Source organism: Corynebacterium argentoratense DSM 44202 (assembly GCF_000590555.1).
GTDB lineage: Bacteria > Actinomycetota > Actinomycetes > Mycobacteriales > Mycobacteriaceae > Corynebacterium > Corynebacterium argentoratense.
This window is the reverse complement of record NC_022198.1, coordinates 1,277,440-1,302,375: the sequence shown is the minus strand read 5'-3', so window position 1 is coordinate 1,302,375 and position 24,936 is coordinate 1,277,440. Positions and strand designations below refer to the sequence as shown.

Below are 24,936 nucleotides of genomic sequence, written 5' to 3'. Positions count from 1 at the left end.
TATGTTGTCTTCGATCAACAATTTCCCCCAGTTCGCGGACGCGCTGGAGGTGTGGGCGTTGGCAGTAGCAGACTTCTTCCGTGACTTTGGCATCAACTTCCCACCCGCGTCGTGGGGCATCAACGCTGATGGGACATTCACCAGCAGCCAGCAGTAATGCGCTTAGGGGTGCCCGCGGAGACGATCGATCTCGCGGCGCTCCTTTTTTGTTGGCCTACCCGCACCCCGGTCGCGGCGCGGCTGTGACGCAAGAATTTCTTTCGGGGGCGGCGGAGGGGAATGATCCACGTAGCATTCTCGGGCGATGGGCGCGCCCACGCGTTTGCTGATCAACCGAGTGACCTCCACGTCGTACAGCCTATGGTCGACCCATACGCGCACTCGATCACCCACCACCACTGGGCTGGAGGGTTTGATTGCCACACCGTTAAGTTTGACATGGCCAGCCTTAACCGCAGCAGCAGCTGCTGTACGTGTTTTATAGAGGCGGACTGCCCACACCCACGCGTCGATCCTCACCTGCTGCGGCATGGTTTAACTGTCCTTACGGAGCTTAGCTAGGCGGCCACGAAGGCGCTCGGGACGCTGTTGGGCACGGTTGCCGGTTTTAGCTGTCTTTTCGATGTGTTCTTCCCCGTAGGTGCGTAGCAGCAAGTCATCGATCAGCCGGAGCTGGCTGGGGACGAATCGATACTGCATTTTCGTGTGGACGTCGGCGATCGCGGCGTCATCCAAAAGATTACGAAGCTGTGCCAGGGTGGTGATCCCGTGGGCGGAAAGTAGTTCTTCCATCCAGGTGTAGTGGGCGATCTTTGAGGTGGGGAAGCGGTTGCCCACGAGCACCGTCAGCACACCTGGCAGGGTTTCCGCCGTCAGCTCGACATCGGAGCCATGGTCTGGGGTGTCGCCGTGAATCGTCGCAATTTGGTCGAACTGCTGGTCGGCAAGCTCGATTAACCCCGCAGCCAGGGTGAAAGCCCTGTCGACGCGGGGGTCCAGACAATCGCCGGATTTGTAACGGACATCGTGCTCGAACTCCGCCCAGGCATGTTGCAGCACAGTGCGGATCTGTACCTCAAACAGCATCCCGGCGTATTCTTCCAACCCTTCGATGCCCGAGGGGATCTCGACATAGAGGTGGTGCGAACCATAGCCGAAGCCGCCAGAAATTTTCGTCTGAGCTGCTTTGTCCACGGACTTCACAACCTTAAACGATTGACGCAGTACGTTGATGACCTCTGGGATGGCGGTGGAGTGGTAGGTGGTGATGCGTACTCCGACAAGGTCCCGGATCTCGTTCCACGGATCGTTGTACCGTGGGGTGCCATCGGCGGTGCGGCTAAGTGCTTTCGCTTTAAAAGAACGCCAGGTTTTAACCCTTGATGTCACTCGGTCGTAGGTGACGCCGGAGTCATCAAGCAGGTCTTCGATGGCGTCTTTGAAGTCCTGTGCTGCGGTGGGGTGCTCACGTCGCCAGGCGTGGTAAACCTGGCCGAGGCGAGCGGGAGAAGAAGTCTGAGGCATAACAAGGTGCAAGTATAGGTCAGGCGCCTAGCTGGAAGGGGTATCCGGCTCTATAGAGCAGCATGGCCCGGGTGGTGTCGATGGCAGGGTAATTTTGAGCAGCGGGTGAAAAGACGCGGATTCGTGATTCTGAGCCGACCTCGTAACGAAGATCCTCGCTGGCTAGAAGTTGCGTGAGTCTTTGGTGCAGCATGGAAAAGAGGTGGGGATGGCACAGCCACGCGGTCGTGTCGTCGGTGGGGCTGTTAATTTCTACGGCTGGTGGTGGGCCGATGTAGTCGAGGGTGAGCGGGCGGTGTTGTACCTGCACTCCGTAGGAGTGGTTACACCTAGCCCGGTCTAGGATGTTGTCGGCTGCGAGGTCCCACGCGCGTGTCGCGTTGAGGCCTAGTTTTCGTAGTGTGCCAACAGCGACGCTGCGTGCTTGTTTGCTGTTGTAGATGATTTCCGCGCTCAGGTGTTCTGAGAGTGCCAGCCGTACTGGGTGGGTGGCGAAGTCCGCATCGGTCAGTCGCGGTGGGGTAGTACCGCGGGTGACGAGCCTAAGGCTCAATGCGTTAATTTCGGATGAGCGCTGGCGTCCACCGTCGATCCATCGCGGTGGTAGCTCGGCAGTCAGTGCCGCGTAGTCGAGTGCCGTGGGTGGGATCGTGGGTGTGCTCATGTCGGGTCCTTTCAGCGACGTCGGTTTTTGTCCTCGTATACATGGACGTAATGACGTCGCGGGAGGTTCCGCATCATTTGGTGAGCTACCTCGACGCACTCAAAAACGTTTGACAGTGTTCGAAGGTATCGAACATATGACTGCCGCACGAATGGTTCAGTGACCTGCACTGTTAGTGAGGTTATCCGCCATATGTTCGATAATTAACTGTAGGGGGCGAGTTTTTAGGTTCGTACTGTCCGGTGGCTTTCCTACAGTGTGCACCATGACTTTCTTAAACAACGTGTCCAAGCTCAATCCAAAACTTAGCCTGCTGTCGCATCAGGGGGATCCCTACGGGGAGCAAGCGCTCGATCGGCTCGATGCTGTCATCTCGCATCCGCGTTCCCTGGCCCGCGCTAGCGCTGCGTGGCGCCCGCCAGTTGTGAGTCTCCCGCCCACAGCCGGTGTACCCGGGCTGAAAGTTGCGTTGCGCAGGTATCGCGTGGGGCCGGATATGCGGGCTGAATTCCAGCAGCATGGAACTGAGCGAACGCCGGCCTATGTCATTGAGGCACGCTTCAGTAATGCGGAGGGAAAGCATGTACGCACACGCGACTGCGAATGGTGGATCGGAAGGCTATTGGACTGCCCGTTCGAGTTCACCGTGCATCAACTAGTAGGGGAGTCTTCTCCGACATACTGTTGGGTTGTTGACGCCCACTACCGCCCTATGTTTTCTGCAGCGGATGTGTTGCGCAAAACTCAGCCTGCTGCGTGATGGCGCCCTTGGCCCACCGGGGGTTTTCTCCTGTGAGCTCCCTACGGCGAGCTATAGGCCCTTCGCCCCATCCTGGGTCGTAGGAATCATCGCTTGATGATGCGGAAGTGGGGGACGATGTGTGCTGTCGGCGGCTTCGAGGGGCCCGCGTTCGCGCCAGCCGCGCTCCTTCTGGGAGGGGGGAGAGTGACAGACTGCGGCGTTGAAGCACAACGCCAGTGCCATTGCGGTCGGTGAGCACTGGTTGAATGCTGCTGGCGCTAGTACCTAGTAGAACACCACGACGATGGAACATGTCCGCCACAGTGGTGCCGTTCGTGTTGTCGAAGGGATGTAGAAGGTCCTCTCGGCGTGCGACCTCCACGATTATTGCTGCGCAGGCTTCAGCATCCGCGAGCGCATCGTGGTGATTGACAAGGTCATAGCCTACGGCTTCGGCAACGAATTTCAACCCGTTACGCTGCTGCCCCAAGTCCGTCATCGTTGACAGAACATAGGAGCAACCGAAACTAAACTCTAGAGGCGCAACATCCTCATAGAGGCATGCCTCCCGAAGAGCAGCGGTATCGAATTGGGCGAAATGGGCTACCACGGAGTCAGCTCCGATGAAAGTGCGAACCTCGTCGATAACCTCCGAAAAAGGCGCCGCGTCCGCTACAGCTTCTGGCGTAATACCGTGTATTCCCACGTTAACTTCGTCGAAATAGTTTACTTTTTCAGGTGGCGTACATAGCCAGCTGGAGCTATCGGCGACCGCACCGTCGACGATGCGCACAACACCGATCTGGCAGACCGATCCGTAATTACTATTCGCGGTTTCAACGTCGAGAGCGACAAAGTTGAGCCCGGGGATGGTGGTGCTAGGGCACAGCCGTGTTAAAGCTGCCGCAAATGCGCGGGCGTCGTGCTCTTGATTCGGTGAAAAATCCCAGGACAAGTACTGGTCTCCAGCCCTCAGCGCAACATGTCCACCGTCTCGTGCAGTCGGTAAATCTGACTCAACGCGCAAGGAGTCAGACATACCTGCGTGGAGTTCATCTAACCACTGACGAACATCTGTGATGGAGGCCTTTTTCAGTGGGCTGCGTGGCTTAAACTCCACTACCGCGCCGTCGAAATAGAGCGAGCCGCCATGGCATTTCACCGTCAGATCATGTGTTTGTGGCATTAGTAGTCCGGGGTCTCCGCGTATTCGTCGCCCTCTACGTTGGGCTGCTGTGGTTCGTCGTCTTGTTCTCCACCGGCAGGCGTGGGGTCGCCGGAGACAAGCGCCGCAGCGAGGCGTACGCGTGCCTGGTTTTCTTCAAACGAGGTTGGTGCCGAAATAGGTGATGCAGAGTCGCCAATACCGGGCTGCTCGAATCCGGTGTAGCGCCCGTAGCCATTGCTCCCATTGCGATCACTGGCAGCGTTAGCTGACGTACGGCTAGCAGAAGCGCAGGGTTCGGTGCCGTCGACTTCAGCGGTGTCCATGTCGCAGGATTCGCACACATCGGAGGCCTCGAGCACCGGTGGTTCGATCTGCTTGAGGACCAAGGTGGATCTTGCAGGAACTTCGATGGTTCCGCAGGCATCGATGAATTGCTCTTCGATGGGGTAACCGGTGTCTTCAGTGGTGTCGACAATGAGCTTCCAACGTTGTCCGAAGCGACGGCTTGGAAGGGTGAACATGATGGCTTCATGGAAGGCGTTGAAGCAGAGAATGAAACTGTCGTCGGTAACTTTCGCGCCGCGCTCATCCGGCTCAACGATCGCCTGGCCGTTGAGGTAGACCATTAAGGACTTGCCGAAGGTGAAATCCCAGTCGGACTGAGTCATTAGCTTGCCAGAGGGCACCAGCCACGCAATGTCACGCTCTGCAACTGAGCTATCACCCAAAGGGCCCCCCGCGAGGAACTGCCGACGTCTAAACACCGGATGGTTCGCCCGAATACGCAACAACCTCTTAGTGAACGTCACCAGTGCTTCGTTGTCGTGCTCTTGCTGCCAGTTCATCCAACTGAGTTCGGAGTCCTGGCAGTAAACATTGTTATTGCCCTTTTGGGTGCGTGCCATTTCATCACCATGGGCAATCATCGGTGTGCCCTGAGAGAGCAACAAGGTGGTGAGGAAGTTCCGGCGTTGGCGTGCACGAAGCGCACGAATCTCTGGGTCCTCGGTGGGGCCTTCTACACCACAGTTCCATGAGCGGTTGTGCGATTCACCGTCGCGACCGCCCTCCATATTGGCGTCGTTGTGCTTATTGTTGTAGCTCACCAAGTCATTGAGCGTGAAGCCATCATGGGCGGTGACGAAGTTGATTGAAGCTGTGGGTCGACGACCATTGTTAGCGTAGAGATCCGAAGAGCCTGTGATGCGAGAAGCGAACTCGCCCAAAGTGGATGGTTCGCCGCGCCAAAAGTCGCGCACAGTGTCGCGGTACTTACCATTCCACTCAGTCCACAGGGGAGGGAAGTTGCCCACCTGGTAGCCACCCTCGCCGACGTCCCAGGGTTCCGCGATGAGTTTGACCTGGCTAACGATGGGATCTTGCTGCACCAAATCAAAGAAGGCAGACAAGCGATCGACGTCGTGGAGCTCACGCGCCAAGGTTGAGGCTAGGTCGAAGCGGAACCCATCAACATGCATCTCGGTCACCCAGTAGCGCAGAGAATCCATGATCAGCTGCAGAGAGTGAGGATGCCGGGCATTGAGGCTGTTGCCTGTGCCGGTGTAGTCCATGTAGTGGCGCTGATCCCCGTCGACCAGGCGGTAGTACGCGGCGTTATCGATACCGCGGAAAGCAATAGTGGGGCCGTAGTGATTGCCTTCGGCGGTGTGGTTGTACACGACGTCAAGGATCACCTCGATCCCAGCTTCGTGGAAGGTGCGCACCATCTGTTTGAACTCACTGACTGCACCGCCGGGTTTGGTGGCCGCTGCATAGTCCTGGTGTGGAGCGAAGAAGCCGAAGGTGTTGTAGCCCCAGTAGTTCCTTAAGCCGAGGTCCCGCAGCCGATCATCCTGGAGGAACTGGTGCACAGGCAGCAGTTCAATGGCGGTGATGCCGAGATCCTTGAGGTAACGAATGATGACAGGGTGGGCGAGTCCCGCGTAGGTTCCTCGAAGCTCTTCGGGCACCCCGGGATGAGTCATTGTCATGCCCTTGACATGAGCCTCGTAAATGACGGTCTTGTGGAAGGGAGTCTTGGGGGCGCGATCGGAAGCCCAATCGAAGAAAGGACTAATCACCACAGACGTCATGGTGTGACCGAGGGAGTCCTCTGTATTGCGCCCTTCGGGATTATCCGGATCCGAGATGTCGTAGGAGAACAAGGAAGGGTGGCCGTCAAATTCGCCACAGAACGCCTTGGCATACGGATCGACCAAGAGTTTGCTGGGATCACACCGGTGGCCGTTATCCGGATCGTAGGGGCCATGCACGCGCCAGCCGTAGCGCTGTCCGGGTTGCACCCCGGGCAGGTAGCAGTGCCAGGTTTGGGCATCTACCTCGGTGACCTCAACGCGGGTTTCGTGGCCGTCTTCGCTGATGAGGCACAATTCGACTGAAGTTGCGACGTCCGAAAAAAGGGCGAAATTGGTGCCAGCACCGTCGTAGGTCGAACCGAGGGGATAGGCTTCGCCGGGCCACACTTGATAGACGTCCTTGGCTTCACTCATAAGCTCACAGTCTAGTAGCTGCCCGCCTATTGGTACTCATTCCCCCGGAAAGCGCCGCGACCGGACCGGGTTATTGGGCTTGCGTCGCCACTATCCCGACTTTAATGAGCTCAACTCCCTGGTTGAATTGCTCCGTAGCTGCATCATGAACGCTATGCACTTGGCTTTCTGTCGCATCCGGTGCCACTGCTTGCGCCAAAGCCAAGGCCGATTGTTCATGCGCCGTGGCGCCCAGAACGAAATACAGAAGCGTGTTGGCCGCGACGTCATCACCCGTAGCCGACCGCAAGGTAGCACGCAGCATCGTGGCTAGGGGTTCGTGCGTTAAAGCGGCGGAGACAATTTCTGCCCCATCCCGGTGCTCCAGCAAGGCACTGCGCAACGATGACGCCGCGTTATCCACCGCCAGGCACCGCGCCTCACGGTTGAGTGGTTGTTCGACAGGGGTGTCGGTGTGAGCACATACCGGAGCGACAATGCGCTCGGCCAGGGCCGCAATCAGCGCCTGCTTGGATTCAAAATGCCAGTACAACGCGCCGGGCCCGACAGACAAGGACTTCCCAAGGCGACGCATCGTCAGATCGGCCAGACCGTAACTGTCGAGGATGTCCAGGGCCGCATCAATGATCCTGTGGCGTGAGAGCGTGCGAGCAGATGGCATAGAAACCCATCTTAATTTGCTGCTAGTGTGGTGGCACCCCTCATACTTTTGATTCCTAGGAGTTTGTATTCATGAATCGCACTTTTGCGACACGCACCCTGAGTTTGGCTACCGCCCTCTGCATTCCTTTTGGTCTTGTAGCTTGCGGCGGCGATAAGGAAGATGAGGCATCGTCGCAAACCACCTCGACGACGACCACGACGACCTCCACAACCTCCACCAGCACTACTCCTACCTCTACTGAGGTGCCTAAAGAGGAAGAAAAGAAGCCTGAGGAGAAGGCGCCAGCCGAGCAGCCACCGGCAGAACAGTCCCCCGCGCCTGCCCCCGCGGGCCAGATCAATCAGCTTGCCCCGATCCAGGCTAAACCGGTCAATACCGGCCGTCCGGGAACCCCTGAAGAACGTCAGCAGATCACTGACATGCTGAACAACATTGCGCAGGGGCGTACCCCGCGCGAGGTGCTCGAGCGTACCGCTGATAGCACCTGCCAGTCTCTGATCGACGCTAACGGTGGCCGTGGGGCCTTCTTCCCCAGCGATCCTCAGATTGCGATGGCGCTTGATGCGCCTCTAGCTGCGCTACCTGATTTCCGCCCGGCCCACGTGTCTGCGGTAGACAATCTGCAGGTTGACGGTGACATCGCGTCTGCGACCGTGACCACCGTGTCCGAAGGCCAAGAGCCGGTGACTGCTGTGATGCGTTTCCACAATGAGGGTGGCTGGAAGATGTGCGGCAACGACATGTAGCCGGTGGCCGGTGATGTCGGGCTGCGCGTCGTGTTGAACGGTGTTTAATTAGCCGTGTATGGTTGTGCTTGCTAACACATGGCGTGAACTATCGCACAGTTTGCGCTCCAGCTAACGGACAACACTTTGGAGAACGTATGAGCACCCCCACCACCGAACAGCCCTTAGCCCACTCGTCCGAGGTCGACATCCTCGACATTGCCCGCGAGAAAGTTCTCGGCAGGGGAGTGGGCCTGGATAAGGAAGAGACCCTTCGGGTTCTCCAGCTTCCTGACGACCGACTCGAGGAGCTCCTTGGCCTGGCGCATGAAGTCCGTCTGAAGTGGTGCGGCGAAGAGGTCGAGATGGAAGGCATCATCTCCCTCAAGACTGGCGGTTGCCCAGAGGACTGCCACTTCTGCTCCCAGTCGGGTCTGTTTGAATCTCCCGTGCGTTCCGCATGGTTGGATATCCCCGCTCTTGTTGAGGCAGCAAAGCAGACCGCAAAGTCCGGCGCAACTGAATTCTGCATTGTTGCCGCGGTGAAGGGCCCGGACGAGCGCCTTCTTTCCCAGCTAGAGCAGGCGGTCGCAGCAATTAAGGCCGAGGTAGACATCGAGGTAGCCGCATCCATCGGCATCCTCACCCAGGAGCAGGTCGACCGCCTCGCCGCAGCGGGTGTGCACCGCTACAACCACAACCTGGAGACTGCGCGCTCCTACTTCCCGAACGTGGTCACCACCCACACCTGGGAGTCTCGTCGCGAAACTTTGCGGATGGTGAAGGAAGCCGGCATGGAGGTGTGCTCGGGTGGCATCCTCGGTATGGGGGAGACCTTAGAGCAGCGTGCGGAGTTCGCTTCGGATCTCGCCGCTTTGGATCCCACCGAAGTGCCGATGAACTTCCTCGATCCGCGCCCCGGTACCCCATTCGCGGATTACCCGGTGATGGAGTCCTCGGATGCCTTGCGTGCTATTGGTGCTTTCCGTCTTGCTCTGCCGAAGACCATGCTGCGTTTTGCCGGCGGCCGCGAGCTCACGTTGGGTGATCTGGGTGCCGAAAAGGGCCTGTTGGGTGGTATCAACGCGATCATCGTCGGAAACTACCTGACCACTTTGGGCCGCCCTCAGGAGCAGGATTTGGACATGATGGGCAAGCTGCGCCTTCCCATCAAGGCGCTCAACGCCACGGTGTAGCAGGGGGCACTAGTCGATCATGGAACGTTCCCAGCGGCGCCTTGCCAGTGATGAGCTTCTTGCAGCCATCGTCTCTGGTGATGCGCCGGTATTTCACCCCAATACGGGGCAAGAGATCGCGGAGGGCGTAGAGATTACGCTCTCACCGTCGGCCCGTGCTGGTTTAGAGGCCCCACGGTTCTGCCAGCTCTGTGGCCGAAGGATGGTGGTTCAGATCCGCCCGGATGGTTGGGAAGCGCGCTGCTCTCGCCACGGTGAGGTTGATTCTGCCTACCTGGGTCAGCGTTGACAGATCTCAAGGTCTAGAATTGTCCCCATGTCGAGCTTGCTCAATGTTATTGACCTCCGTGGACAGACCCCGACCTTAAGTAGTCTGCGGCGAACCTTGCCGCGTGGTGGTACTGACGTCGATAGTGTCTTAGGCATTGTTGCCCCCATCGTGACCGAAATCCGCGAGGGAGGCGCTTCCGTAGCGCTGGATTACGGTGAGCGTTTCGATCATGTGCGGCCGAAGTCTGTGCGTGTTCCTCAGGAAATTATTGACGCCGCAGTTGCTGGCCTGTCACAGCACGTGCGGTTGGCTCTAGAAGAATCGATTGCTCGGGTGCGTACGGTTCACGAGGCCCAGCGGCCAAAGGACCACACCACTGAGCTGGCCCCTGGTGCGACCGTGACTGAGAAGTTCATCGCGGTTGAGCGCGTGGGACTGTATGTGCCCGGCGGTAATGCGGTTTACCCGAGTTCGGTCATTATGAATGTGGTTCCTGCCCAGGCTGCTGGGGTGGAGGGCATGGTTGTTGCTTCTCCTCCGCAGGCTGAGCATGGTGGTTGGCCCCACCCGACTATCCTCGCAGCGTGTGGCATGCTCGGGGTTGATGAGATCTGGGCGGTTGGTGGCGCCCAAGCTATCGCGCTTCTGGCTTATGGCGACGAAGACTCCTCCGAGGCGTTGGTTCCGGTGGATATGATCACCGGACCGGGCAATATTTTTGTCACTGCGGCCAAGCGCCTGTGCCGTTCGGTTGTGGGGATCGACTCGGAGGCCGGCCCCACGGAGATTGCGATTTTGGCCGATGACACAGCAGACCCGGTGCGGGTGGCCTATGACCTCATCAGTCAGGCGGAGCACGACGTAATGGCTGCTAGCGTGCTTGTCACCGACTCTGAGGAGCTTGCACGTGCTGTGGACGCAGAAATCTCCGCTCGCTACTCGATCACGCGCAATGCTGATCGTGTGAAGCAGGCTCTCACGGGCCAGCAGTCGGGCATCGTGTTGGTCGACGACATTGATGCAGGCGTGCGCGTTGTCGATGCCTATGCCGCCGAACACCTCGAGATCCACACCCGGGATGCCCGCCAGGTTGCGGAGTCAGTTCGTAATGCGGGTGCCATTTTTGTCGGTGAGTTCTCGCCGGTTCCGTTGGGTGATTACTCCGCCGGATCCAACCATGTGTTGCCAACGTCCGGTACTGCCCGCCATAGTTCCGGTTTGTCGACGCATACGTTCCTCAAAGCAGTGCACCTTATCGACTATGACGAGGCCGCGTTGAAAGAAATTTCTGACGTCGTGGTGGCTTTGGCGGATGCCGAAGACCTTCCGGCTCATGGCGAGGCCATCCGGGCTCGTTTCGAGCAGCTTCCTACAAAGAATTGAGTGAGTCCGTGTCTAGTTCACCTGAGTCGCCTATCAACCAAGTTGCGTTGGCCCAGTCAACTCGTATGGAGGATCTGCCTCTTCGCGACGAGCTGTGTGGGGATAAGGCCTATGGCGCTCCTCAATTGCACGTGGACGTGCGCCTGAATACTAACGAAAATCCCTACCCGCCATCGGACGCTTTGGTGGAAGATTTTATTGCCCGGGTTCGCTCGGTCGCGTCCGATCTCAATCGCTACCCCGAGCGTGATGCCGTGGAGTTGCGTACGGAACTCGCACGCTACATTTCCCGGGCAACGGGCGTGGATGCCACTGTGGACAACGTCTGGGCGGCTAATGGGTCCAATGAGGTGCTGCATCAGCTGCTCCAGGCCTTTGGCGGCCCCGGACGCCGGGCATTGGGTTTCACCCCTAGTTACTCGATGCACCCCTTGCTTAGTAAGGGCACTCACACGGAATTTGTGTCCTGCCCTCGGGGTGAGGATATGCGCATCGACATGGATGCTGCACTCCAGGCGATTGCGGATTCGCACCCGGACGTCGTTTTTGTTACGACCCCGAACAATCCCACGGGTGATGTGACTTCGCTTGAGGACATTGAACGCATCGTGCAGGCTAGCCCCGGCATCGTCATTGTCGACGAAGCCTATGCCGAGTTCTCCGATGGGCCTTCTGCTGTCACGCTCATCGAGCGCTACCCAGCCAAGCTGGTTGTGTCGCGCACCATGAGTAAAGCGTTTGACTTCGCGGGTGGTCGGCTGGGCTATTTCGTCGCGAGCCCGGCGTTCGTTGAGGCTGTGTTGCTCGTGCGTTTGCCCTACCACCTGTCCTCATTATCCCAGCTCGCGGCGATTGTTGCGTTGCGTCATAGCGAGGACACCTTGGCTACTGTGGCGGTGTTGGCTAAGGAACGCGATCGTGTTTCTGAGGCTTTGACGGCGATGGGGTATTCGCTTGTTCCCAGCGCATCGAATTTTGTCTTTTTCGGATTGTTTGATGACGCCGCGTCGGCGTGGCAGCAGTTTCTTGACCGCGGCGTCCTCATCCGCGACGTCGGCGTGGAAGGGTACCTGCGCGCGACAATCGGCCTGCCGGAGGAAAACGACGCCTTCCTACGGGCTGCGCAAGAGATCATCAAAGAAAATAGCTAGCATCTACAGTTTGCTGTGAAAGGCACCACCATGAGCACCCCTCGCGTAGCACGCATCGAGCGCACCACCAAAGAATCCTCGATTGTTGTCGAGATTAACCTCGACGGCACTGGCGTAACCACCATCGACACAGGCTTGCCGTTCTTCGACCATATGTTAACTGCTTTCGGCCAGCATGGTTCCTTTGACTTAACTGTTCAAGCCAGCGGTGATACCGATGTGGATGCTCACCACACGGTTGAAGACACCGGTATTGTGCTGGGCCAAGCGTTCGCCCAAGCACTGGGGGACAAGAAGGGGATCCGTCGTTTCGCTTCCTGCCAGATCCCGATGGATGAAACTCTGTGCGAAGCTATCGTTGATGTGTCCGGTCGACCGTACTGCGTTATCAACGGCGAACCCGACTACATGATCACCAGTGTCATCGGCGGGCACTACGCGACGGTCATCAACCATCACTTTTTCGAAACCCTGGCCTTTAACGCGAAGATCGCGCTGCACGTGCGCTGTCATTATGGCCGCGACCCTCACCACATCACCGAAGCCGAGTACAAGGCTGTAGCTCGGGCATTGCGGGCTGCTACCGAAGACGACCCGCGGGTCGAGGGTGTGCCCTCCACTAAAGGCACCCTCTAAAACAGGGGGTGAGGTGGCATTACACACCGTTGATTTGCTAGCCTTGCACGAGCTAAATAACTCATAAAGTCGGCGATCGTCGCGGGCACGATGTGGATGATAGGAGCGATGACGTAAGTGGCACATGAGGCTCTTTCGCGTGATCAACTAGAACAAATTGACAACATGTGGAAGAGTCCGGGGCTAATCGGCACGCTCATCGCTGTGGCCACTGCATTCGGTTCGTGGACAATGCTGTTGCCCACCCTGCCTCTGGCGGTTATCGAAAGTGGGGGATCCAAAACGCTAGCGGGTGCCACCACCGGCATCTTCATGCTGTTTACCGTCATTACTCAGATGTTTACCCCTCGTGCGTTGCGTACCATCGGGTACACACCGGTGATGGTTTTTTCTGCCGCCATCCTGGGCGTTCCTGCCTTGGCCTACATGGTGTCAATCGCGCCTGTTCCCGTGCTGGCGGTGTCTGCCATCCGTGGCATTGGTTTCGGTGCGCTCACGGTTGCCCAGGCTGCACTTATCGCAGAGCTCGTACCGCTGAAGTTCCTTGGCAAAGCTTCCGGCGCATTGGGCCTTGTCATTGGGCTCGTGGAAATGCTCGTGCTGCCCTTAGGGCTTAACCTTGCAAAGCACTTCGGTTTCAACGTCGTTTACGGCATCACCGCAGCGATTGCAGTTGTCGGCGCTGTGGTGTGTTCACGACTGCCGCGGCTTAAGGCCGCACCGAAGGTGCAGCGTAAAGGGGGTGATACCCTCCTGGAGGGTGTTCCCGCTGTCGCGACGTGGAAGCTCATCACGGTGCCCGCGATTGCTATGTGCGGCATCGCCATGGGCTTTGGTGCCCTGAACTCTTTCCTTCCGGCGGCGGTGCGCGACCTCGACCCGGCCAAGGGCGTGTTGATCGGTGGCGTCGTGCTGGCCATCGTTGGTGGTGCTCAGATGGTCTCCCGCTACGCGGCTGGTATGTATGCCGACCGTAAAGGCCAGGCAGGCTTGTTGATGATTCCCTCCTTGCTGCTCGGTGTCCTCGGTCTGTTGCTCGTCGCGCTGGTCGTTTTCGCTGATTGGAATGCGTGGCTGATGCTCGTGGCTGCCTTGTCCTTCGGGCTCGGTTTTGGCGCGGCACAAAACGAGGCATTGTTGATGATGTTCGCGCGCCTTCCTCGTGAGCGCGTGTCTGATGCTTCGGCCATGTGGAACATTTCTTTCGACTCAGGCACTGGCCTGGGGTCAGTGGTGCTTGGTTTCGTCGCGGCACGCTTGGCATATGATGGTGCCTTTTTCGTCGCGGCGTCATTGGTTGGTATCGGACTGTCGTTGGTCATTGCTGATTCGATCGCCGGTAAGCACCGTATTGTCGAGTACCACAACACTCGTGCGCATCTTCGCCGCGTCCCGATGGCTAGAGCAACCTACCATGGTGCTAAGAAAGTCGGACGCGTCAGCAAAGTCGCAGGAAAAGCTGCTGCTCGTGCGACCGTTAAGCCGATTAAGCCTATTGTGAAGCCCCTGCGTACCAACCTCAATGCTAAGCAGCGCGGTGCCAGCGATAGTCCGTCTGATACTTAAAACTAACGGTGCCGTATCATGGCACCTATGGCTAAACGCGTCGCTTTATTGGACTACGGCTCTGGCAATATTCGTTCCGCTCATCGTGCACTCGAGAGGGTGGGCGCCGAGGTTGAGGTGACGCATGACCCTCAGGTTGTGCTTGCAGCCGACGGTTTGTTGGTACCAGGTGTCGGGGCGTATGCGGCGTGTATGCAGGGGCTGAAGTCTGTCAAAGGTGACCGCATGATTGGCGAGCGCCTGGCAGGCAGCCGTCCCGTCTTCGGTATCTGCGTAGGGATGCAGATCATGTTTGAACAGGGGGTGGAGCACGGCACCGTTGCGCAGGGGTGTGGGCAGTGGCCGGGTGTTGTGGAAAAGCTCACCACGGAGGTTGTTCCGGTGATGGGGTGGAACACCGTGGAGGCTCCGGAGGGATCCCAAATGTTCGCGGGCCTAGAGCCGTCGGAGCGTTTTTATTTCGTGCACTCTTACGGGGTGATGGACTGGACGTTTAAGGATGATGGTTTGACCACGTCCCCGTTGGTTACGTGGACTCAGCAGGATGCTTGCCGTTATGTCGCGGCGGTGGAAAATGGCCCGCTGTGGGCGACGCAGTTCCATCCGGAGAAGTCCGGTGATGCTGGCGCTCAGCTGCTGAAAAACTGGTTGGATACGCTGTAGTCGTTTGGGCTGTAGCACGTCGTTGAATTTAGAAGAAATTAGGTCTTGATACATGTCTGCTTTTACTTTGCTTCCTGCCGTCGATGTTGTCGATGGTCAAGCTGTCCGTTTGCACCAGGGTGAGTCCGGTAGTGAGAAGGTCTACGGTTCCCCTTTGGAGCAGGCGTTGCGTTGGCAGGAGCAGGGTGCGCAGTGGCTGCATTTTGTGGATCTTGACGCCGCGTTTGGTCACGGCTCTAACCATGAGATGATGCGGGAGGTTGTCGGCGCGCTCGATATTGATGTAGAGCTCACCGGCGGTATCCGCGACGATGAGTCCTTGGAGCGCGCGTTGTCCACTGGTGCGCGACGCGTCAATATTGGCACGGCGGCTTTGCAGAAGCCGGAGTGGATCGCGGATGTGATTGCCCGCTATGGGGACAAGGTTGCTGTGGATTTGGCTGTGCGTTTGGAGGACGGCCAGTGGCGTACGAAGGGCAATGGCTGGGTGTCTGATGGTGGGGATTTGTGGGAGGTGCTGGAGCGGCTCGATGCGCAGGGGTGTGCGCGTTTTGTGGTGACGGATGTGTCGAAGGATGGCACGCTGAGTGGCCCGAACATTGAGTTGTTGCGTAATGTTGCTGCTGCGACGGATGCGCCGGTGGTTGCCTCGGGTGGGATTAGCTGTCTGCAGGATGTGGTCGATATTGCGGCTTATGCGCATGAGGGGATCGATTCGTGCATCATCGGCAAGGCTCTGTACGAGGATCGTTTTACGCTCAGCGAGGCTCTGGAGGCTGTGGCTGCACAGTCCGGAGTTGGCGTCGATCGCGACTCGAAGGAAGGTGTGTAACCTGTGGGTATTGCAGTTCGGGTGATTCCTTGTTTGGATGTGGACAATGGTCGGGTCGTCAAGGGCGTGAATTTTGATAATTTGCGTGATGCTGGTGATCCTGTCGAGTTGGCTGCGCGTTATGACGCCGAGGGGGCTGATGAGCTGACGTTTTTGGATGTGTCTGCGTCGAAGGCTGGCCGGGACACGATGTTGGATGTGGTGCGGCGTACTGCGGAGCAGGTGTTTATTCCTTTGACTGTTGGTGGGGGTGTGCGTACTGCGGATGATGTTGATCAGTTGTTGCGTGCGGGTGCAGATAAGATCAGTGTGAATACGGCGGCTATTGCGCGGCCGGAATTGTTGCGCGAGTTGAGTGAGCGTTTTGGTGCCCAGTGCATTGTGTTGAGTGTGGATGCTCGTCGTGTGCCGGAGGGTGGGGTGCCGCAGCCGTCGGGTTTTGAGGTGACGACTCATGGCGGTTCGCGTTCGGCTGGGATTGATGCGGTTGAGTGGGCGCGCCGTGGCGAGGAGCTCGGTGTGGGGGAGATTCTGCTTAATTCGATGGATGGTGATGGCACCAAGGATGGCTTCGATCTGGAGCTGATTTCTAAGGTGCGTGAGGTTGTTTCTGTGCCTGTGATTGCTAGCGGTGGGGCGGGGCGTGCGCAGCATTGTTCGCCTGCGGTGGCTGCGGGTGCGGATGCTGTGTTGGCTGCGTCGATTTTCCACTTTGGTGAGGTCTCAATCGCGGAGTGCAAGCGTGATATCGAGGCTTCGGGTTACGAGGTGCGCGGGTAATGTTGGTGGATCAGTCGTATTGCCCGCAGCATCCTGAGGATGCTGATTTGGTGCGTGCCATTGGTGCGGAGGCTGCCAGTAAGTTGCGTTTCAATGATGCTGGCTTGATTCCGGTTGTGGTTCAGGATGCTGAGTCGGAGCGTGTGTTGATGTTGGCGTGGATGGATGCGCATGCTTTGGCGTATTCGTTGTGTTCGCGTCGGGGGACGTATTTTTCTCGTTCGCGTAATGAGTATTGGATCAAGGGTTTGACCAGTGGCCATGTGCAGTCTGTGGTCTCTATTGATGCGGATTGTGACGGCGACACATTGTTGATGCGGGTTGTTCAGACGGGCGCTGCGTGCCATACGGGTGCGCGCAGTTGCTTTGAGGTGTTGCCTTTGCTCGGGGAGGCTGATCACTAATGACGTCGCGGAGGGTTGCTGCCGCTATTTTTCTTGCGGTTGCTGGCGTGGTGGTGTGGGTTGCTTCCCGCATGACGTGGATTGTTGTTGAGTCTGTGGACGATAAGTCTGGGGATAAGACGAGTGTTGTGGTGGGGTCGCTGTGGTCTAGTGAGCTTGTCGCTGTGGCTTTGCTGTTGTTTGTGTGTGCTGTCGCTGCGATGGCGCTTCGGCCGATGGGGCGCCGTGTTGCTGGTGTGATTGGTGCTCTGGCCGGTGCTGGGGCGAGTTGGCAAGCTCTTGGCTTGCTGACTGGTGAGCCGGACGCTTCGCGTGTGCGTTCGTTGTTGACGGTGGGGGATAGCGCTGTTGGGGGTGCTGCGCAGTCTGCTGATCAGGTTAATCACATTAGCCAGTGGGCCGATATTGTTTCGGTCGAGCCGCAGGTGTGGGGCCCGGTTGTTGCGTTGCTGGGTTGTGCGTTGGCTGTGGTTTCGGGCGTGGTCGTTGCTCTGCGGCCTGGTGTGGTCGCCTCTGGTGATCGTTATGAGCGTGCTGCTTATAGATCCACGGATGCGGCGGAGGCCGAGGATGATGATGCTAGCCGTGCGTTGTGGGATGCACTCGACGCCGATATCGACCCCACCCGCGATAACTGAGTAGCTATCACACAAGTGGGGGTTGGGTGACTTTTGTCTCATGGCTGTGTGGTGTAGTTTCAAGGTGTAGTGAGCAACACGACAGATTTGAGCGATTAATGGCTACGGTGTTCGAACAGATTGTGCGCGGCGTCAAAGAGGACGTCGAGCAACGTCGCGCCCGCGTGCCCATGGATCGCATGAAGGAATTGTCGCAGTCGGTGCGTCCGCCCCGCGACGTCATGGGGGTGTTGCGTCAGCCTGGGTGCGGTGTGATTGCTGAAATCAAGCGGGCGTCGCCGACATTGGGCCCTTTGCCGCCGATTAGTTCTGTTGCGGAGCTGGCGCACCAGTTCGAGCTTGGTGGTGCGTGGATGGTCGGTTGCCAGACAGAAAGCCGACGTTTCCAGGGTTCTCTGGACGATTTGAAGGCAGTGGCTGACGCGGTGAGCGTTCCCGTGATGTGTAGGGATTTCATCGTCGATCCTTATCAAATCCACGAGGCACGTTTTTATGGCGCTGACATGATTCCGCTGCACGTCGGCCTGTTGGAACCTGCCCAGCTGTCTGCATTGATTGACCGGGTGCATTCCCTATCGATGGTGGCGCTGGTGGAAGTGCAAAACGCAGAAGAAGCCACGCGAGCCATGCACGCTGGCGCGAGGGTTATTGGGGTTAATGCCCGCAACCTTGCATCGTTGACACTCAACCGCGAGGCCTTTATCGATATTGCCCCGGGTTTACCCGACGACGTGGTCAAAATTGCTCTGTCCGGTGTCCGCTCGGCAGCTGATTTGTTGACCTATGCGGGGGCAGGGGCAGATGCTGTGGTTGTTGGCACGGAGCTGGTGACCGCGCAGGTCCCATCCACTTTGGTGCGTCAGTTGTCTGCGGCAGGGGCACACCCGTGTTGCCCCTCGGTAGACTAGCTCGATGTGACCCAAGAACTTTTCGCAGCCATTCCTTCACCGCCACAGGGTGTGTGGCACCTAGGCCCGATTCCTATTCGTGCGTATGCACTGTGCATCATGACTGGTGTCATCGTGGCGATCCTATGGAGCCGCAAACGCTATGCCGCACGTGGGGGCGATCCCGAGGTCGTCATGGATGCTGCGGTGTACGTGATTATTTTCGGGCTCATTGGTGGCCGTGCTTACCATGTGCTGACCCAGTGGGATTCTTATTTCTGCTCCGATTGCCAGCCGCTGAGGGTGTTTAACCTGACCGAGGGGGGCTTAGGCATTCTTGGGGCGATCTCCTTAGCCACGGTTGCGGTGTGGTTGAGGTTCCGCAGGCTGGGTCTATCTTTCGCCACGTTTGCTGATGCTGTTGCTCCGACCATCGCTGTAGCTCAGGCCATTGGTCGCCTGGGTAACTGGTTTAACCAAGAGCTGTACGGTCGGGAGACCACGGTGCCGTGGGGGCTTGAGATTTACCGCCGGGTGGATGACACCGGCCATTACGCGCCATTGTCTGGGCACTCAACGGGTGAAGTCTTGACGGTGGTTCACCCGACCTTCCTTTACGAGGGGCTGTGTAGCCTCGCGGTTGCTGCGATTTTGGTGTGGGCTGATCGCCGCTTTTCGCTCACTGGAGGGCGCTTGTTCGCACTGTATGCCGTGGGTTATTCGGTGTCGCGGCTGTGGGTGGAATCGATGCGTTCTGACCCCGCGAACCACATAATGGGGCTAAGAGTCAACACCGTGATGTATGCCATTGTTCTCTTGTGTGCTGTGGCCTTCTTTCTGCTTCGGGGGAGCGCGATGCGGGCACGTGCACTTCAGGAAGCGAACCAACGTACTTCGGACGATGCCAGAGGATAAGGCTGTCACCGAGCGATAGATATGTGACGGTGATCGCCAACTGTGCGCGGTTGACCCTAACGGGGCTAAGGTGGGGGTCGTGGATAGACGAACGAAGATTGTATGTACGCTTGGCCCCGCAGTCGCCAGCGCTGAAGGCATCCTCGGCTTGGCCGAGGCCGGCATGGACGTTGCCCGCCTGAATTTCTCGCATGGTGACTACGCTGACCACCAGAAAAATTACGACTGGGTCCGTGAGGCCACTGACAAGACTGGCCGCGCCATCGGCGTGTTGGCTGATTTGCAGGGCCCGAAGATCCGCTTGGGTCGTTTCGAAGAAGGCAGCACCTATTGGGCTGACGGTGAGGTCGTGCGCATCACCGTTGACGATGTACCCGGCACCCACGACCGAGTGTCCACCACTTACAAGGGCCTGGCGAAAGACGCCAAACCTGGTGACCGCCTCTTGGTCGATGACGGCAAGGTAGGCCTCGTCTGCTTGCGCGTCGAAGGCAATGACGTCGTGTGTGAGGTCGTCGAAGGCGGCCCCGTGTCCAACAACAAGGGCGTGTCACTGCCCGGTATGGACATTTCGGTTCCGGCACTGTCTGAAAAAGACATTGCTGACCTACGCTTCGCACTCAAGCTGGGTGTGGACTTTATTGCTTTGTCCTTCGTCCGTTCCCCTGCGGATGTGGACTTGGTCCATGCCATCATGGATGAGGAAAAGCGCCGCGTCCCGGTGATCGCGAAGCTGGAAAAGCCCGAGGCTGTTGATGCTCTAGAATCCATCATTTTGGCGTTTGATGCCGTGATGATTGCCCGTGGTGACCTTGGCGTTGAGGTCGCTTTGGAAGACGTGCCGCTGGTGCAAAAGCGCGCGATTCAAATCGCCCGCGAGAACGCTAAGCCGGTCATTGTCGCAACCCAGATGCTCGATTCGATGATCGAGAATTCTCGTCCCACCCGTGCAGAAGCCTCCGACGTGGCTAACGCTGTGTTGGATGGTGCTGACGCTGTGATGCTGTCGGGTGAGACCTCGGTGGGTAAAGATCCGCAGAACGTGGTGCGCACCATGAGCCGCATCGTTGCTCGCGCAGAGCAGGATGGCTCTGTGCCTCCGCTGACCCACATCCCTCGCACCAAGCGTGGCGTTGTGTCCTATTCCGCTCGCGACATTGCCGTGCGTTTGAACGCTCGCGCCTTGGTTGCATTCACCACCTCGGGTGACACCGCAAAGCGGCTTGCACGCTTGCACTGCAACCTGCCGCTGCTGGTATTCACCCCTAACCAGCATGTGCGTTCGCAGTTGGCATTGACGTGGGGCGCCCAGACCTTCCTCACTGATCCGGTGAAGGACACCGACGACATGATGCTGCAGGTCGATACCCAGCTGTTGTCGATGCCGGAGTACACAGAGGGCGACATTATGGTTGTGTGCGCTGGTTCTCCTCCCGGAGTGGAAGGCAACACCAACATGATCCAGGTGCATGCATTGGGCGAGACCACCAAGCTCATGTCCGCTAAGCGGAACACGGCTGAAAACCTTGCTGCAGATGTTAAGGAGGGGGTCGCAGCTGCGGTTGATGCCGTGGAGGCACAGGTCGAAAAAACCGTCAGCAGCCTAAAGAAGAAGTAGTTTCTTAGGGTTCATATGAACAAGCGCCCCCGACCATCATGGTCGGGAGCGCTTTTCTAGTGTCCGGAGAATTTAGCGCACGGGGGTGGGCTCGATCTTCCACACTTCATTGGCGTAGTCGCTGATGGTGCGGTCTGATGAGAACCTGCCGGATTCGCAAATGTTAATCCAGCACATCCGCGCCCAGTGGAGGCGGTCTGCGTAGTAATCATTGGCCATGGCGTCCCGGGTTTCACGGTAGGCGGCAAAGTCACCGAGAACGTAGTAGACGTCTGGTGTTTCCCAGCCATTGCCGTCGAGTAGGGAGCCGCGCAGGTCGTGGAAGGCACCGGAGTGGTCATCGCCGAGGGTGCCGTCAATCAGTGCGTCGAGGACGCGTTTGAGGCCGGGGACGGTCTCGTAGAGCGCGTAGGGGTTGTAGTGAGCCTTGAGCTCGGGAAGTTCCTCGACTTTGGCTCCGAAGATGTAGGCGTTGTCTTCGCCAACCGCATCGGCGATTTCGACGTTAGCGCCGTCGAGGGTGCCGAGCGTCAGTGCACCGTTCATCATGAACTTCATGTTGGAGGTGCCGGAGGCTTCTTTACCAGCGGTGGAAATCTGCTCGGAGACGTCCGCTGCCGGGATGATGTGCTCAGCGGGGGAGACGTTGTAGTTTTCAACGAAGACGACGCGCAACTTGGTGGAGACGACGGGGTCGTTGTTGACCAGTTCTGCGATCTCATTGATGAGCTTGATGATCGCCTTAGCGCGCACGTAGCCGGGTGCGGCCTTCGCCCCGAAGATGAAGGTTCGGGCGGGGACATCGTCGATCACTACTTCGCCGTCAGTGATGCGGAAATAGAGGTCGAGGATGTACAGGGCGTTCATCAGCTGGCGCTTGTATTCGTGCAAACGCTTAATCTGCACGTCGAAGATGGAATGCGGGTCGACGTCAATTCCTTGACGCTGGGCAATCCACTCGGCGAAGTCTTGCTTGTTAGCGTCTTTAATCTCCAGCAGTTCCTGCATGACGGCGTCATTGTCAGCAAAGGAGCGGAGCTTTTTCAGCTCGTCGAGGTTTTTCACCCACTGGTCGCCACCGGCAAGCCGCGTCAACAGATCGGATAGTCGAGGGTTGCACATCTTCAGCCAGCGGCGTGGGGTGACGCCGTTGGTCTTGTTGTTGAATTTCTCGGGCCACAGCTCATGCCACTGCTTCAAGGTCTCTGCCTTGATGATTTCGGTGTGGATGGCAGCAACGCCGTTGATGGAGTAGGCGGCGTAGCAGGCCAACCAACCCATGTAGACGTGACCATCATGAACAGGGGAGAGGTAGTGGATCGTTCCTTCATCGAGTCCGCGCTCTGCCATGTCCAGGCGGAAGCGGCGGTCGATTTCAGCGACGATCTCCCACACCCGATAGAACAGTTGCTGGAAGATGGATACTTCCCACTGTTCGAGTGCTTCGGGCAGGACGGTGTGGTTGGTGTATGCGAAAGTCTCGGTGACGATCTTCCACGCTTCGTCCCAGCCTAGCCCGTGATCGTCCATGAGCAACCGCATCAGCTCAGGGATAGCGATCACGGGGTGTGTGTCGTTGAGCTGGATGCTGTTGTACTTCGCGAAATCGCTCAAGTCTTCGCCGTGATGCTCAATGTAGTTGGCGATCATCGCTTGGAGCGAAGCGGAGCTAAAGAAGTACTGCTGGCGGACGCGCAGGGCCTTGCCCGCGTAGGTGGTGTCGTTCGGGTAGAGCACGCGACACAGGTCCATGACACGTTCGCGTTCGACGATGGCATCGGTGAAGCGCTGCGAGTTGAACGCGTCGTAGTCGAACTCTTCCAGAGGCTCTGCTTTCCACAGGCGCAGGGTGCCGACATTGTTGGTGCCGTAGCCGCTGATCGGCATATCGTAAGGGACGGCGCGCACAATCATGTCGTCGAACGTGACGATGCGCTGCTGCTCTTCACGACGAATGACGAAGGGGTAGCCGTCTTCCATCCAAGCGTCGGGCTCTTCGGTTTGGTAACCGCCCTCAATGTTTTGCTTGAACAGACCGTAGCGGTAGAGGATGCCATAGCCGGTGACAGGCAGATCCTGCGTGGCGCAGGAATCCAGGAAGCATGCAGCGAGGCGTCCCAGGCCACCGTTACCCAACGCGGCGTCATTTTCCGCCTCGAGAACATCAACAAGCTCGTGGCCGTGTTCGCGGGCTGCTTGTTCAGCATCCTCCACCAGACCAAGGTTGGTGAGGTTGTTCAGCAGAGCACGGCCCATCAAGAACTCGGCGGAAAGGTAGTGCTGCTGGCGGGTGGCGCTGTAGGCGTCGGTTGTGGCCTGCCACTTGTCCGCTAGCTCCTCCATCACGTTGGCGGAGAGACCGAACCAGAATTTCCGGTCGGTGGCATCCGTGGGGGCTGTCCCGGATGCGGCGCGAACAAAGCTGCCGACGGTTGCGGCATCGAAGTGTTTACTCATGTGCGTTAATCCTAGACCTTTAGGCGACTGCTGCTGCGGTGGCCTGCTCAAATTCCTCAACAACATCCTCGGTGGGAGCCTTAGTGAGCAAAGAAACAACCACCATGACGATCGTTGCGGAAACAACACCCGGAACAATTTCGTACAGTGCAGCGTGCAGGGCGGGTGTCATGCCCCATGCGAAGCTGACGACCGCGCCGGTGATCATTCCGGCGATCGCACCCGGCGCGTTGAGACGTGACCAGTAGAGGGAGGCGATGACCACTGGGCCGAATGCGGATCCGAAACCAGCCCATGCGAAGCCAACGAGCCCAAGGATGGAGTCGTTGGGGTTGAACGCCAGCGCGGCGGCAACCACCGCAACTGCAACCACAGCCATGCGTGAGAGATTAATCAGCATCTGGTTGCTGAGATCTTTTTTGAAGATCTTGAACAGGTCTTCGATCAGTGCAGAGGAGGTCACCAGTAGCTGGGAGGACATCGTCGACATGATGGCTGCGAGTACAGAGGTGAGGATGAGACCAGCGATCAGCGGGTGGAACAGGATGCGTCCCATGTCGAGGAAGATTGTTTCGAAGGCATCGCGGTCGGTGACAGCAATGCTGGGGTCTTGGCCGAAGAAGGCGGTGCCGATGAGGGCGACGGCGGTGGCGCCGATGATGCACAGCAGCATCCACGCGATACCGACGCGGCGACCGGCGCGTGCTTCTTTAGCAGAGCGCAGGGCCATGAAGCGGACGATAATGTGCGGCTGCCCAAAATAGCCCAGGCCCCATGCGAGGTTGCCGATGATGGCGGCCAGACCAACCCCACTGACCATGGAGAAGTACGTGGGGTTGCCGACGCCGTCGGTGTAGGGGCCGTAATCGTGGTGGCTGGCCCAAGTGAAAATGCTGGAGGGGTCTTTGAGCGTCAGCAGTGCCATGACAGGCACGATCAACAGTGCGAAGAACATGATCATGCCTTGCACGGCGTCAGCGGTAGAGACCGCGAGGAAGCCGCCGATGAAGGTGTAGGCGACGGTGACTGCAGCGACGATGAGCATACCGTCGGTGTAGGAACCGCCGAAGGTCGATTCGAAGTACTTGCCGCCGGAGACCATGCCGGAGGATACGTAGAAGGTGAAGAACACCAAAATAACCAGCGAGCTGACGATGCGCAGCACGCGGCTTTTGTCGTGCAGTCGGTTTTCGACGAAACTCGGCAAGGTGATGGAGTTGTTGGCGATCTCGGTGTAGGAGCGCAGGCGCGGGGCGATCCATTTCCAGTTGGCCCAACAACCAATCAGCAGGCCGATGGCGATCCACAGCTCTGAAAAACCTGCGACGAACAACGCCCCCGGCAGGCCCATGAGCAGCCAGCCTGACATGTCTGAGGCTCCCGCAGACAGAGCCGCAACAAAGGGGTTGAGCTTGCGTCCGGCGAGCATGTAATCGTCGTACTCATCGGTCTGCCGGTAGCTCCATAGGCCGATGAGTAGCATCGCCACCATGTAGATGACGATGGCAATAATGAACCAGGTTTGGGTACTCATTGTCGAAG

General features: G+C 58.2%; 25 protein-coding genes. 17 read left to right on the top strand and 8 right to left on the bottom strand.

The window, feature by feature from the left end:
* Position 1: 1 nt before the first annotated feature.
* The gene (locus tag CARG_RS10245) at positions 2-157 is read left to right on the top strand and encodes a hypothetical protein (RefSeq protein WP_020976547.1); all 156 of its coding nucleotides are present in this window, start codon (positions 2-4) and stop codon (positions 155-157) included.
* A 5-nt stretch (positions 158-162) separates the two neighbouring features.
* Here CARG_RS10245 and CARG_RS06160 read toward each other — a convergent pair whose 3' ends face one another.
* From CARG_RS06160 to CARG_RS06150, 3 genes are read right to left on the bottom strand one after another with little or no spacing between them, the layout of a single operon-like run.
* Positions 163-531 (bottom strand): RNA-binding S4 domain-containing protein, encoded by a 369-nt coding sequence (locus CARG_RS06160; RefSeq protein ID WP_020976546.1) that lies wholly within the window; start codon positions 529-531, stop codon positions 163-165.
* A gap of 3 nt (positions 532-534) precedes the next feature.
* The gene (locus CARG_RS06155) at positions 535-1,524 is read right to left on the bottom strand and encodes a GTP pyrophosphokinase (RefSeq protein WP_020976545.1); all 990 of its coding nucleotides are present in this window, start codon (positions 1,522-1,524) and stop codon (positions 535-537) included.
* Between the two features lie 19 nt (positions 1,525-1,543).
* The gene (locus tag CARG_RS06150; RefSeq protein WP_020976544.1) at positions 1,544-2,188 is read right to left on the bottom strand and encodes a hypothetical protein; all 645 of its coding nucleotides are present in this window, start codon (positions 2,186-2,188) and stop codon (positions 1,544-1,546) included.
* Between the two features lie 265 nt (positions 2,189-2,453).
* Here CARG_RS06150 and CARG_RS10085 point away from each other — a divergent pair, with 265 nt between their 5' ends.
* Positions 2,454-2,948 (top strand): hypothetical protein, encoded by a 495-nt coding sequence (locus CARG_RS10085; protein WP_144198574.1) that lies wholly within the window; start codon positions 2,454-2,456, stop codon positions 2,946-2,948.
* On the opposite strand, the gene CARG_RS09660 is transcribed toward CARG_RS10085, so the two are convergent.
* The 3 genes from CARG_RS09660 to CARG_RS06135 all read right to left on the bottom strand — a co-directional run bounded on the left by CARG_RS09660 (position 2,899) and on the right by CARG_RS06135 (position 7,269).
* Positions 2,899-4,116 (bottom strand): exonuclease domain-containing protein, encoded by a 1,218-nt coding sequence (locus CARG_RS09660; RefSeq protein ID WP_020976542.1) that lies wholly within the window; start codon positions 4,114-4,116, stop codon positions 2,899-2,901. The genes CARG_RS10085 and CARG_RS09660 overlap by 50 nt on opposite strands.
* Positions 4,116-6,608 carry a glycogen debranching protein GlgX gene (gene glgX / locus CARG_RS06140; RefSeq protein WP_020976541.1) on the bottom strand — a complete coding sequence of 831 codons (2,493 nt, stop codon included), beginning with the start codon at positions 6,606-6,608 and terminating at the stop codon, positions 4,116-4,118. The genes CARG_RS09660 and glgX overlap by 1 nt, the downstream gene beginning before the upstream one ends.
* A gap of 70 nt (positions 6,609-6,678) precedes the next feature.
* Positions 6,679-7,269: a TetR family transcriptional regulator gene (locus CARG_RS06135; RefSeq protein ID WP_020976540.1), complete on the bottom strand. Its 591-nt coding sequence runs from the start codon at positions 7,267-7,269 to the stop codon at positions 6,679-6,681.
* A gap of 71 nt (positions 7,270-7,340) precedes the next feature.
* Here CARG_RS06135 and CARG_RS06130 point away from each other — a divergent pair, with 71 nt between their 5' ends.
* The 15 genes from CARG_RS06130 to pyk all read left to right on the top strand — a co-directional run bounded on the left by CARG_RS06130 (position 7,341) and on the right by pyk (position 20,937).
* Complete coding sequence (locus CARG_RS06130) at positions 7,341-8,018, top strand: hypothetical protein (protein WP_020976539.1); 678 nt, start codon at positions 7,341-7,343, stop codon at positions 8,016-8,018.
* A gap of 137 nt (positions 8,019-8,155) precedes the next feature.
* Positions 8,156-9,193 carry a biotin synthase BioB gene (gene bioB / locus CARG_RS06125; protein ID WP_020976538.1) on the top strand — a complete coding sequence of 346 codons (1,038 nt, stop codon included), beginning with the start codon at positions 8,156-8,158 and terminating at the stop codon, positions 9,191-9,193.
* Positions 9,194-9,212: 19 nt separating this feature from the next.
* Complete coding sequence (bsaP, locus tag CARG_RS09865; RefSeq protein ID WP_020976537.1) at positions 9,213-9,482, top strand: biotin synthase auxiliary protein BsaP; 270 nt, start codon at positions 9,213-9,215, stop codon at positions 9,480-9,482.
* A gap of 36 nt (positions 9,483-9,518) precedes the next feature.
* Positions 9,519-10,847: a histidinol dehydrogenase gene (hisD, locus tag CARG_RS06120; RefSeq protein ID WP_041747587.1), complete on the top strand. Its 1,329-nt coding sequence runs from the start codon at positions 9,519-9,521 to the stop codon at positions 10,845-10,847.
* Positions 10,848-10,879: 32 nt separating this feature from the next.
* Entirely contained in the window at positions 10,880-11,998 is a 1,119-nt protein-coding gene (locus CARG_RS06115) for a histidinol-phosphate transaminase (protein ID WP_268869940.1), read from the top strand.
* Positions 11,999-12,028: 30 nt separating this feature from the next.
* Entirely contained in the window at positions 12,029-12,634 is a 606-nt protein-coding gene (gene hisB, locus CARG_RS06110) for an imidazoleglycerol-phosphate dehydratase HisB (RefSeq protein WP_041747047.1), read from the top strand.
* Between the two features lie 117 nt (positions 12,635-12,751).
* A complete protein-coding gene (locus CARG_RS06105; RefSeq protein WP_020976533.1) occupies positions 12,752-14,200 on the top strand; it encodes an MFS transporter in 1,449 nt (482 codons plus the stop codon).
* A 27-nt stretch (positions 14,201-14,227) separates the two neighbouring features.
* Entirely contained in the window at positions 14,228-14,863 is a 636-nt protein-coding gene (hisH, locus tag CARG_RS06100) for an imidazole glycerol phosphate synthase subunit HisH (RefSeq protein ID WP_041747583.1), read from the top strand.
* A 52-nt stretch (positions 14,864-14,915) separates the two neighbouring features.
* Positions 14,916-15,695 (top strand): bifunctional 1-(5-phosphoribosyl)-5-((5-phosphoribosylamino)methylideneamino)imidazole-4-carboxamide isomerase/phosphoribosylanthranilate isomerase PriA, encoded by a 780-nt coding sequence (priA, locus tag CARG_RS06095; protein WP_020976531.1) that lies wholly within the window; start codon positions 14,916-14,918, stop codon positions 15,693-15,695.
* Between the two features lie 3 nt (positions 15,696-15,698).
* A complete protein-coding gene (gene hisF, locus CARG_RS06090; RefSeq protein ID WP_020976530.1) occupies positions 15,699-16,475 on the top strand; it encodes an imidazole glycerol phosphate synthase subunit HisF in 777 nt (258 codons plus the stop codon).
* The gene (gene hisI, locus CARG_RS06085; protein ID WP_020976529.1) at positions 16,475-16,879 is read left to right on the top strand and encodes a phosphoribosyl-AMP cyclohydrolase; all 405 of its coding nucleotides are present in this window, start codon (positions 16,475-16,477) and stop codon (positions 16,877-16,879) included. The genes hisF and hisI overlap by 1 nt, the downstream gene beginning before the upstream one ends.
* Complete coding sequence (locus CARG_RS06080; protein ID WP_020976528.1) at positions 16,879-17,517, top strand: TIGR02234 family membrane protein; 639 nt, start codon at positions 16,879-16,881, stop codon at positions 17,515-17,517. The genes hisI and CARG_RS06080 overlap by 1 nt, the downstream gene beginning before the upstream one ends.
* A 98-nt stretch (positions 17,518-17,615) precedes the next feature.
* Positions 17,616-18,425 (top strand): indole-3-glycerol phosphate synthase TrpC, encoded by an 810-nt coding sequence (trpC, locus tag CARG_RS06075; protein ID WP_020976527.1) that lies wholly within the window; start codon positions 17,616-17,618, stop codon positions 18,423-18,425.
* Positions 18,426-18,431: 6 nt separating this feature from the next.
* Positions 18,432-19,319, top strand: a complete 888-nt coding sequence (lgt, locus tag CARG_RS06070; protein ID WP_020976526.1) for a prolipoprotein diacylglyceryl transferase — start codon at positions 18,432-18,434, stop codon at positions 19,317-19,319.
* Positions 19,320-19,398: 79 nt separating this feature from the next.
* Entirely contained in the window at positions 19,399-20,937 is a 1,539-nt protein-coding gene (pyk, locus tag CARG_RS06065) for a pyruvate kinase (RefSeq protein WP_020976525.1), read from the top strand.
* 72 nt (positions 20,938-21,009) lie between these two features.
* On the opposite strand, the gene CARG_RS06060 is transcribed toward pyk, so the two are convergent.
* Both CARG_RS06060 and putP read right to left on the bottom strand, forming a co-directional pair.
* A complete protein-coding gene (locus CARG_RS06060) occupies positions 21,010-23,394 on the bottom strand; it encodes a glycogen/starch/alpha-glucan phosphorylase (protein ID WP_020976524.1) in 2,385 nt (794 codons plus the stop codon).
* Positions 23,395-23,413: 19 nt separating this feature from the next.
* Positions 23,414-24,928: a sodium/proline symporter PutP gene (putP, locus tag CARG_RS06055; protein WP_020976523.1), complete on the bottom strand. Its 1,515-nt coding sequence runs from the start codon at positions 24,926-24,928 to the stop codon at positions 23,414-23,416.
* Positions 24,929-24,936 lie beyond the last annotated feature (8 nt).

Excerpts from the sequence above, each read along its gene's own strand:
- CARG_RS10245 (WP_020976547.1), top strand. The coding sequence starts at position 2 with ATGTTGTCTTCGATCAACAATTTCCCCCAGTTCGCGGACGCGCTGGAG.
- CARG_RS06160 (WP_020976546.1), bottom strand. The coding sequence starts at position 531 with ATGCCGCAGCAGGTGAGGATCGACGCGTGGGTGTGGGCAGTCCGCCTC.
- CARG_RS06155 (WP_020976545.1), bottom strand. The coding sequence starts at position 1,524 with ATGCCTCAGACTTCTTCTCCCGCTCGCCTCGGCCAGGTTTACCACGCC.
- CARG_RS06150 (WP_020976544.1), bottom strand. The coding sequence starts at position 2,188 with ATGAGCACACCCACGATCCCACCCACGGCACTCGACTACGCGGCACTG.
- CARG_RS10085 (WP_144198574.1), top strand. The coding sequence starts at position 2,454 with ATGACTTTCTTAAACAACGTGTCCAAGCTCAATCCAAAACTTAGCCTG.
- CARG_RS09660 (WP_020976542.1), bottom strand. The coding sequence starts at position 4,116 with ATGCCACAAACACATGATCTGACGGTGAAATGCCATGGCGGCTCGCTC.
- glgX (WP_020976541.1), bottom strand. The coding sequence starts at position 6,608 with ATGAGTGAAGCCAAGGACGTCTATCAAGTGTGGCCCGGCGAAGCCTAT.
- CARG_RS06135 (WP_020976540.1), bottom strand. The coding sequence starts at position 7,269 with ATGCCATCTGCTCGCACGCTCTCACGCCACAGGATCATTGATGCGGCC.
- CARG_RS06130 (WP_020976539.1), top strand. The coding sequence starts at position 7,341 with ATGAATCGCACTTTTGCGACACGCACCCTGAGTTTGGCTACCGCCCTC.
- bioB (WP_020976538.1), top strand. The coding sequence starts at position 8,156 with ATGAGCACCCCCACCACCGAACAGCCCTTAGCCCACTCGTCCGAGGTC.
- bsaP (WP_020976537.1), top strand. The coding sequence starts at position 9,213 with ATGGAACGTTCCCAGCGGCGCCTTGCCAGTGATGAGCTTCTTGCAGCC.
- hisB (WP_041747047.1), top strand. The coding sequence starts at position 12,029 with ATGAGCACCCCTCGCGTAGCACGCATCGAGCGCACCACCAAAGAATCC.
- hisH (WP_041747583.1), top strand. The coding sequence starts at position 14,228 with ATGGCTAAACGCGTCGCTTTATTGGACTACGGCTCTGGCAATATTCGT.
- priA (WP_020976531.1), top strand. The coding sequence starts at position 14,916 with ATGTCTGCTTTTACTTTGCTTCCTGCCGTCGATGTTGTCGATGGTCAA.
- hisI (WP_020976529.1), top strand. The coding sequence starts at position 16,475 with ATGTTGGTGGATCAGTCGTATTGCCCGCAGCATCCTGAGGATGCTGAT.
- CARG_RS06080 (WP_020976528.1), top strand. The coding sequence starts at position 16,879 with ATGACGTCGCGGAGGGTTGCTGCCGCTATTTTTCTTGCGGTTGCTGGC.
- trpC (WP_020976527.1), top strand. The coding sequence starts at position 17,616 with ATGGCTACGGTGTTCGAACAGATTGTGCGCGGCGTCAAAGAGGACGTC.
- CARG_RS06060 (WP_020976524.1), bottom strand. The coding sequence starts at position 23,394 with ATGAGTAAACACTTCGATGCCGCAACCGTCGGCAGCTTTGTTCGCGCC.
- putP (WP_020976523.1), bottom strand. The coding sequence starts at position 24,928 with ATGAGTACCCAAACCTGGTTCATTATTGCCATCGTCATCTACATGGTG.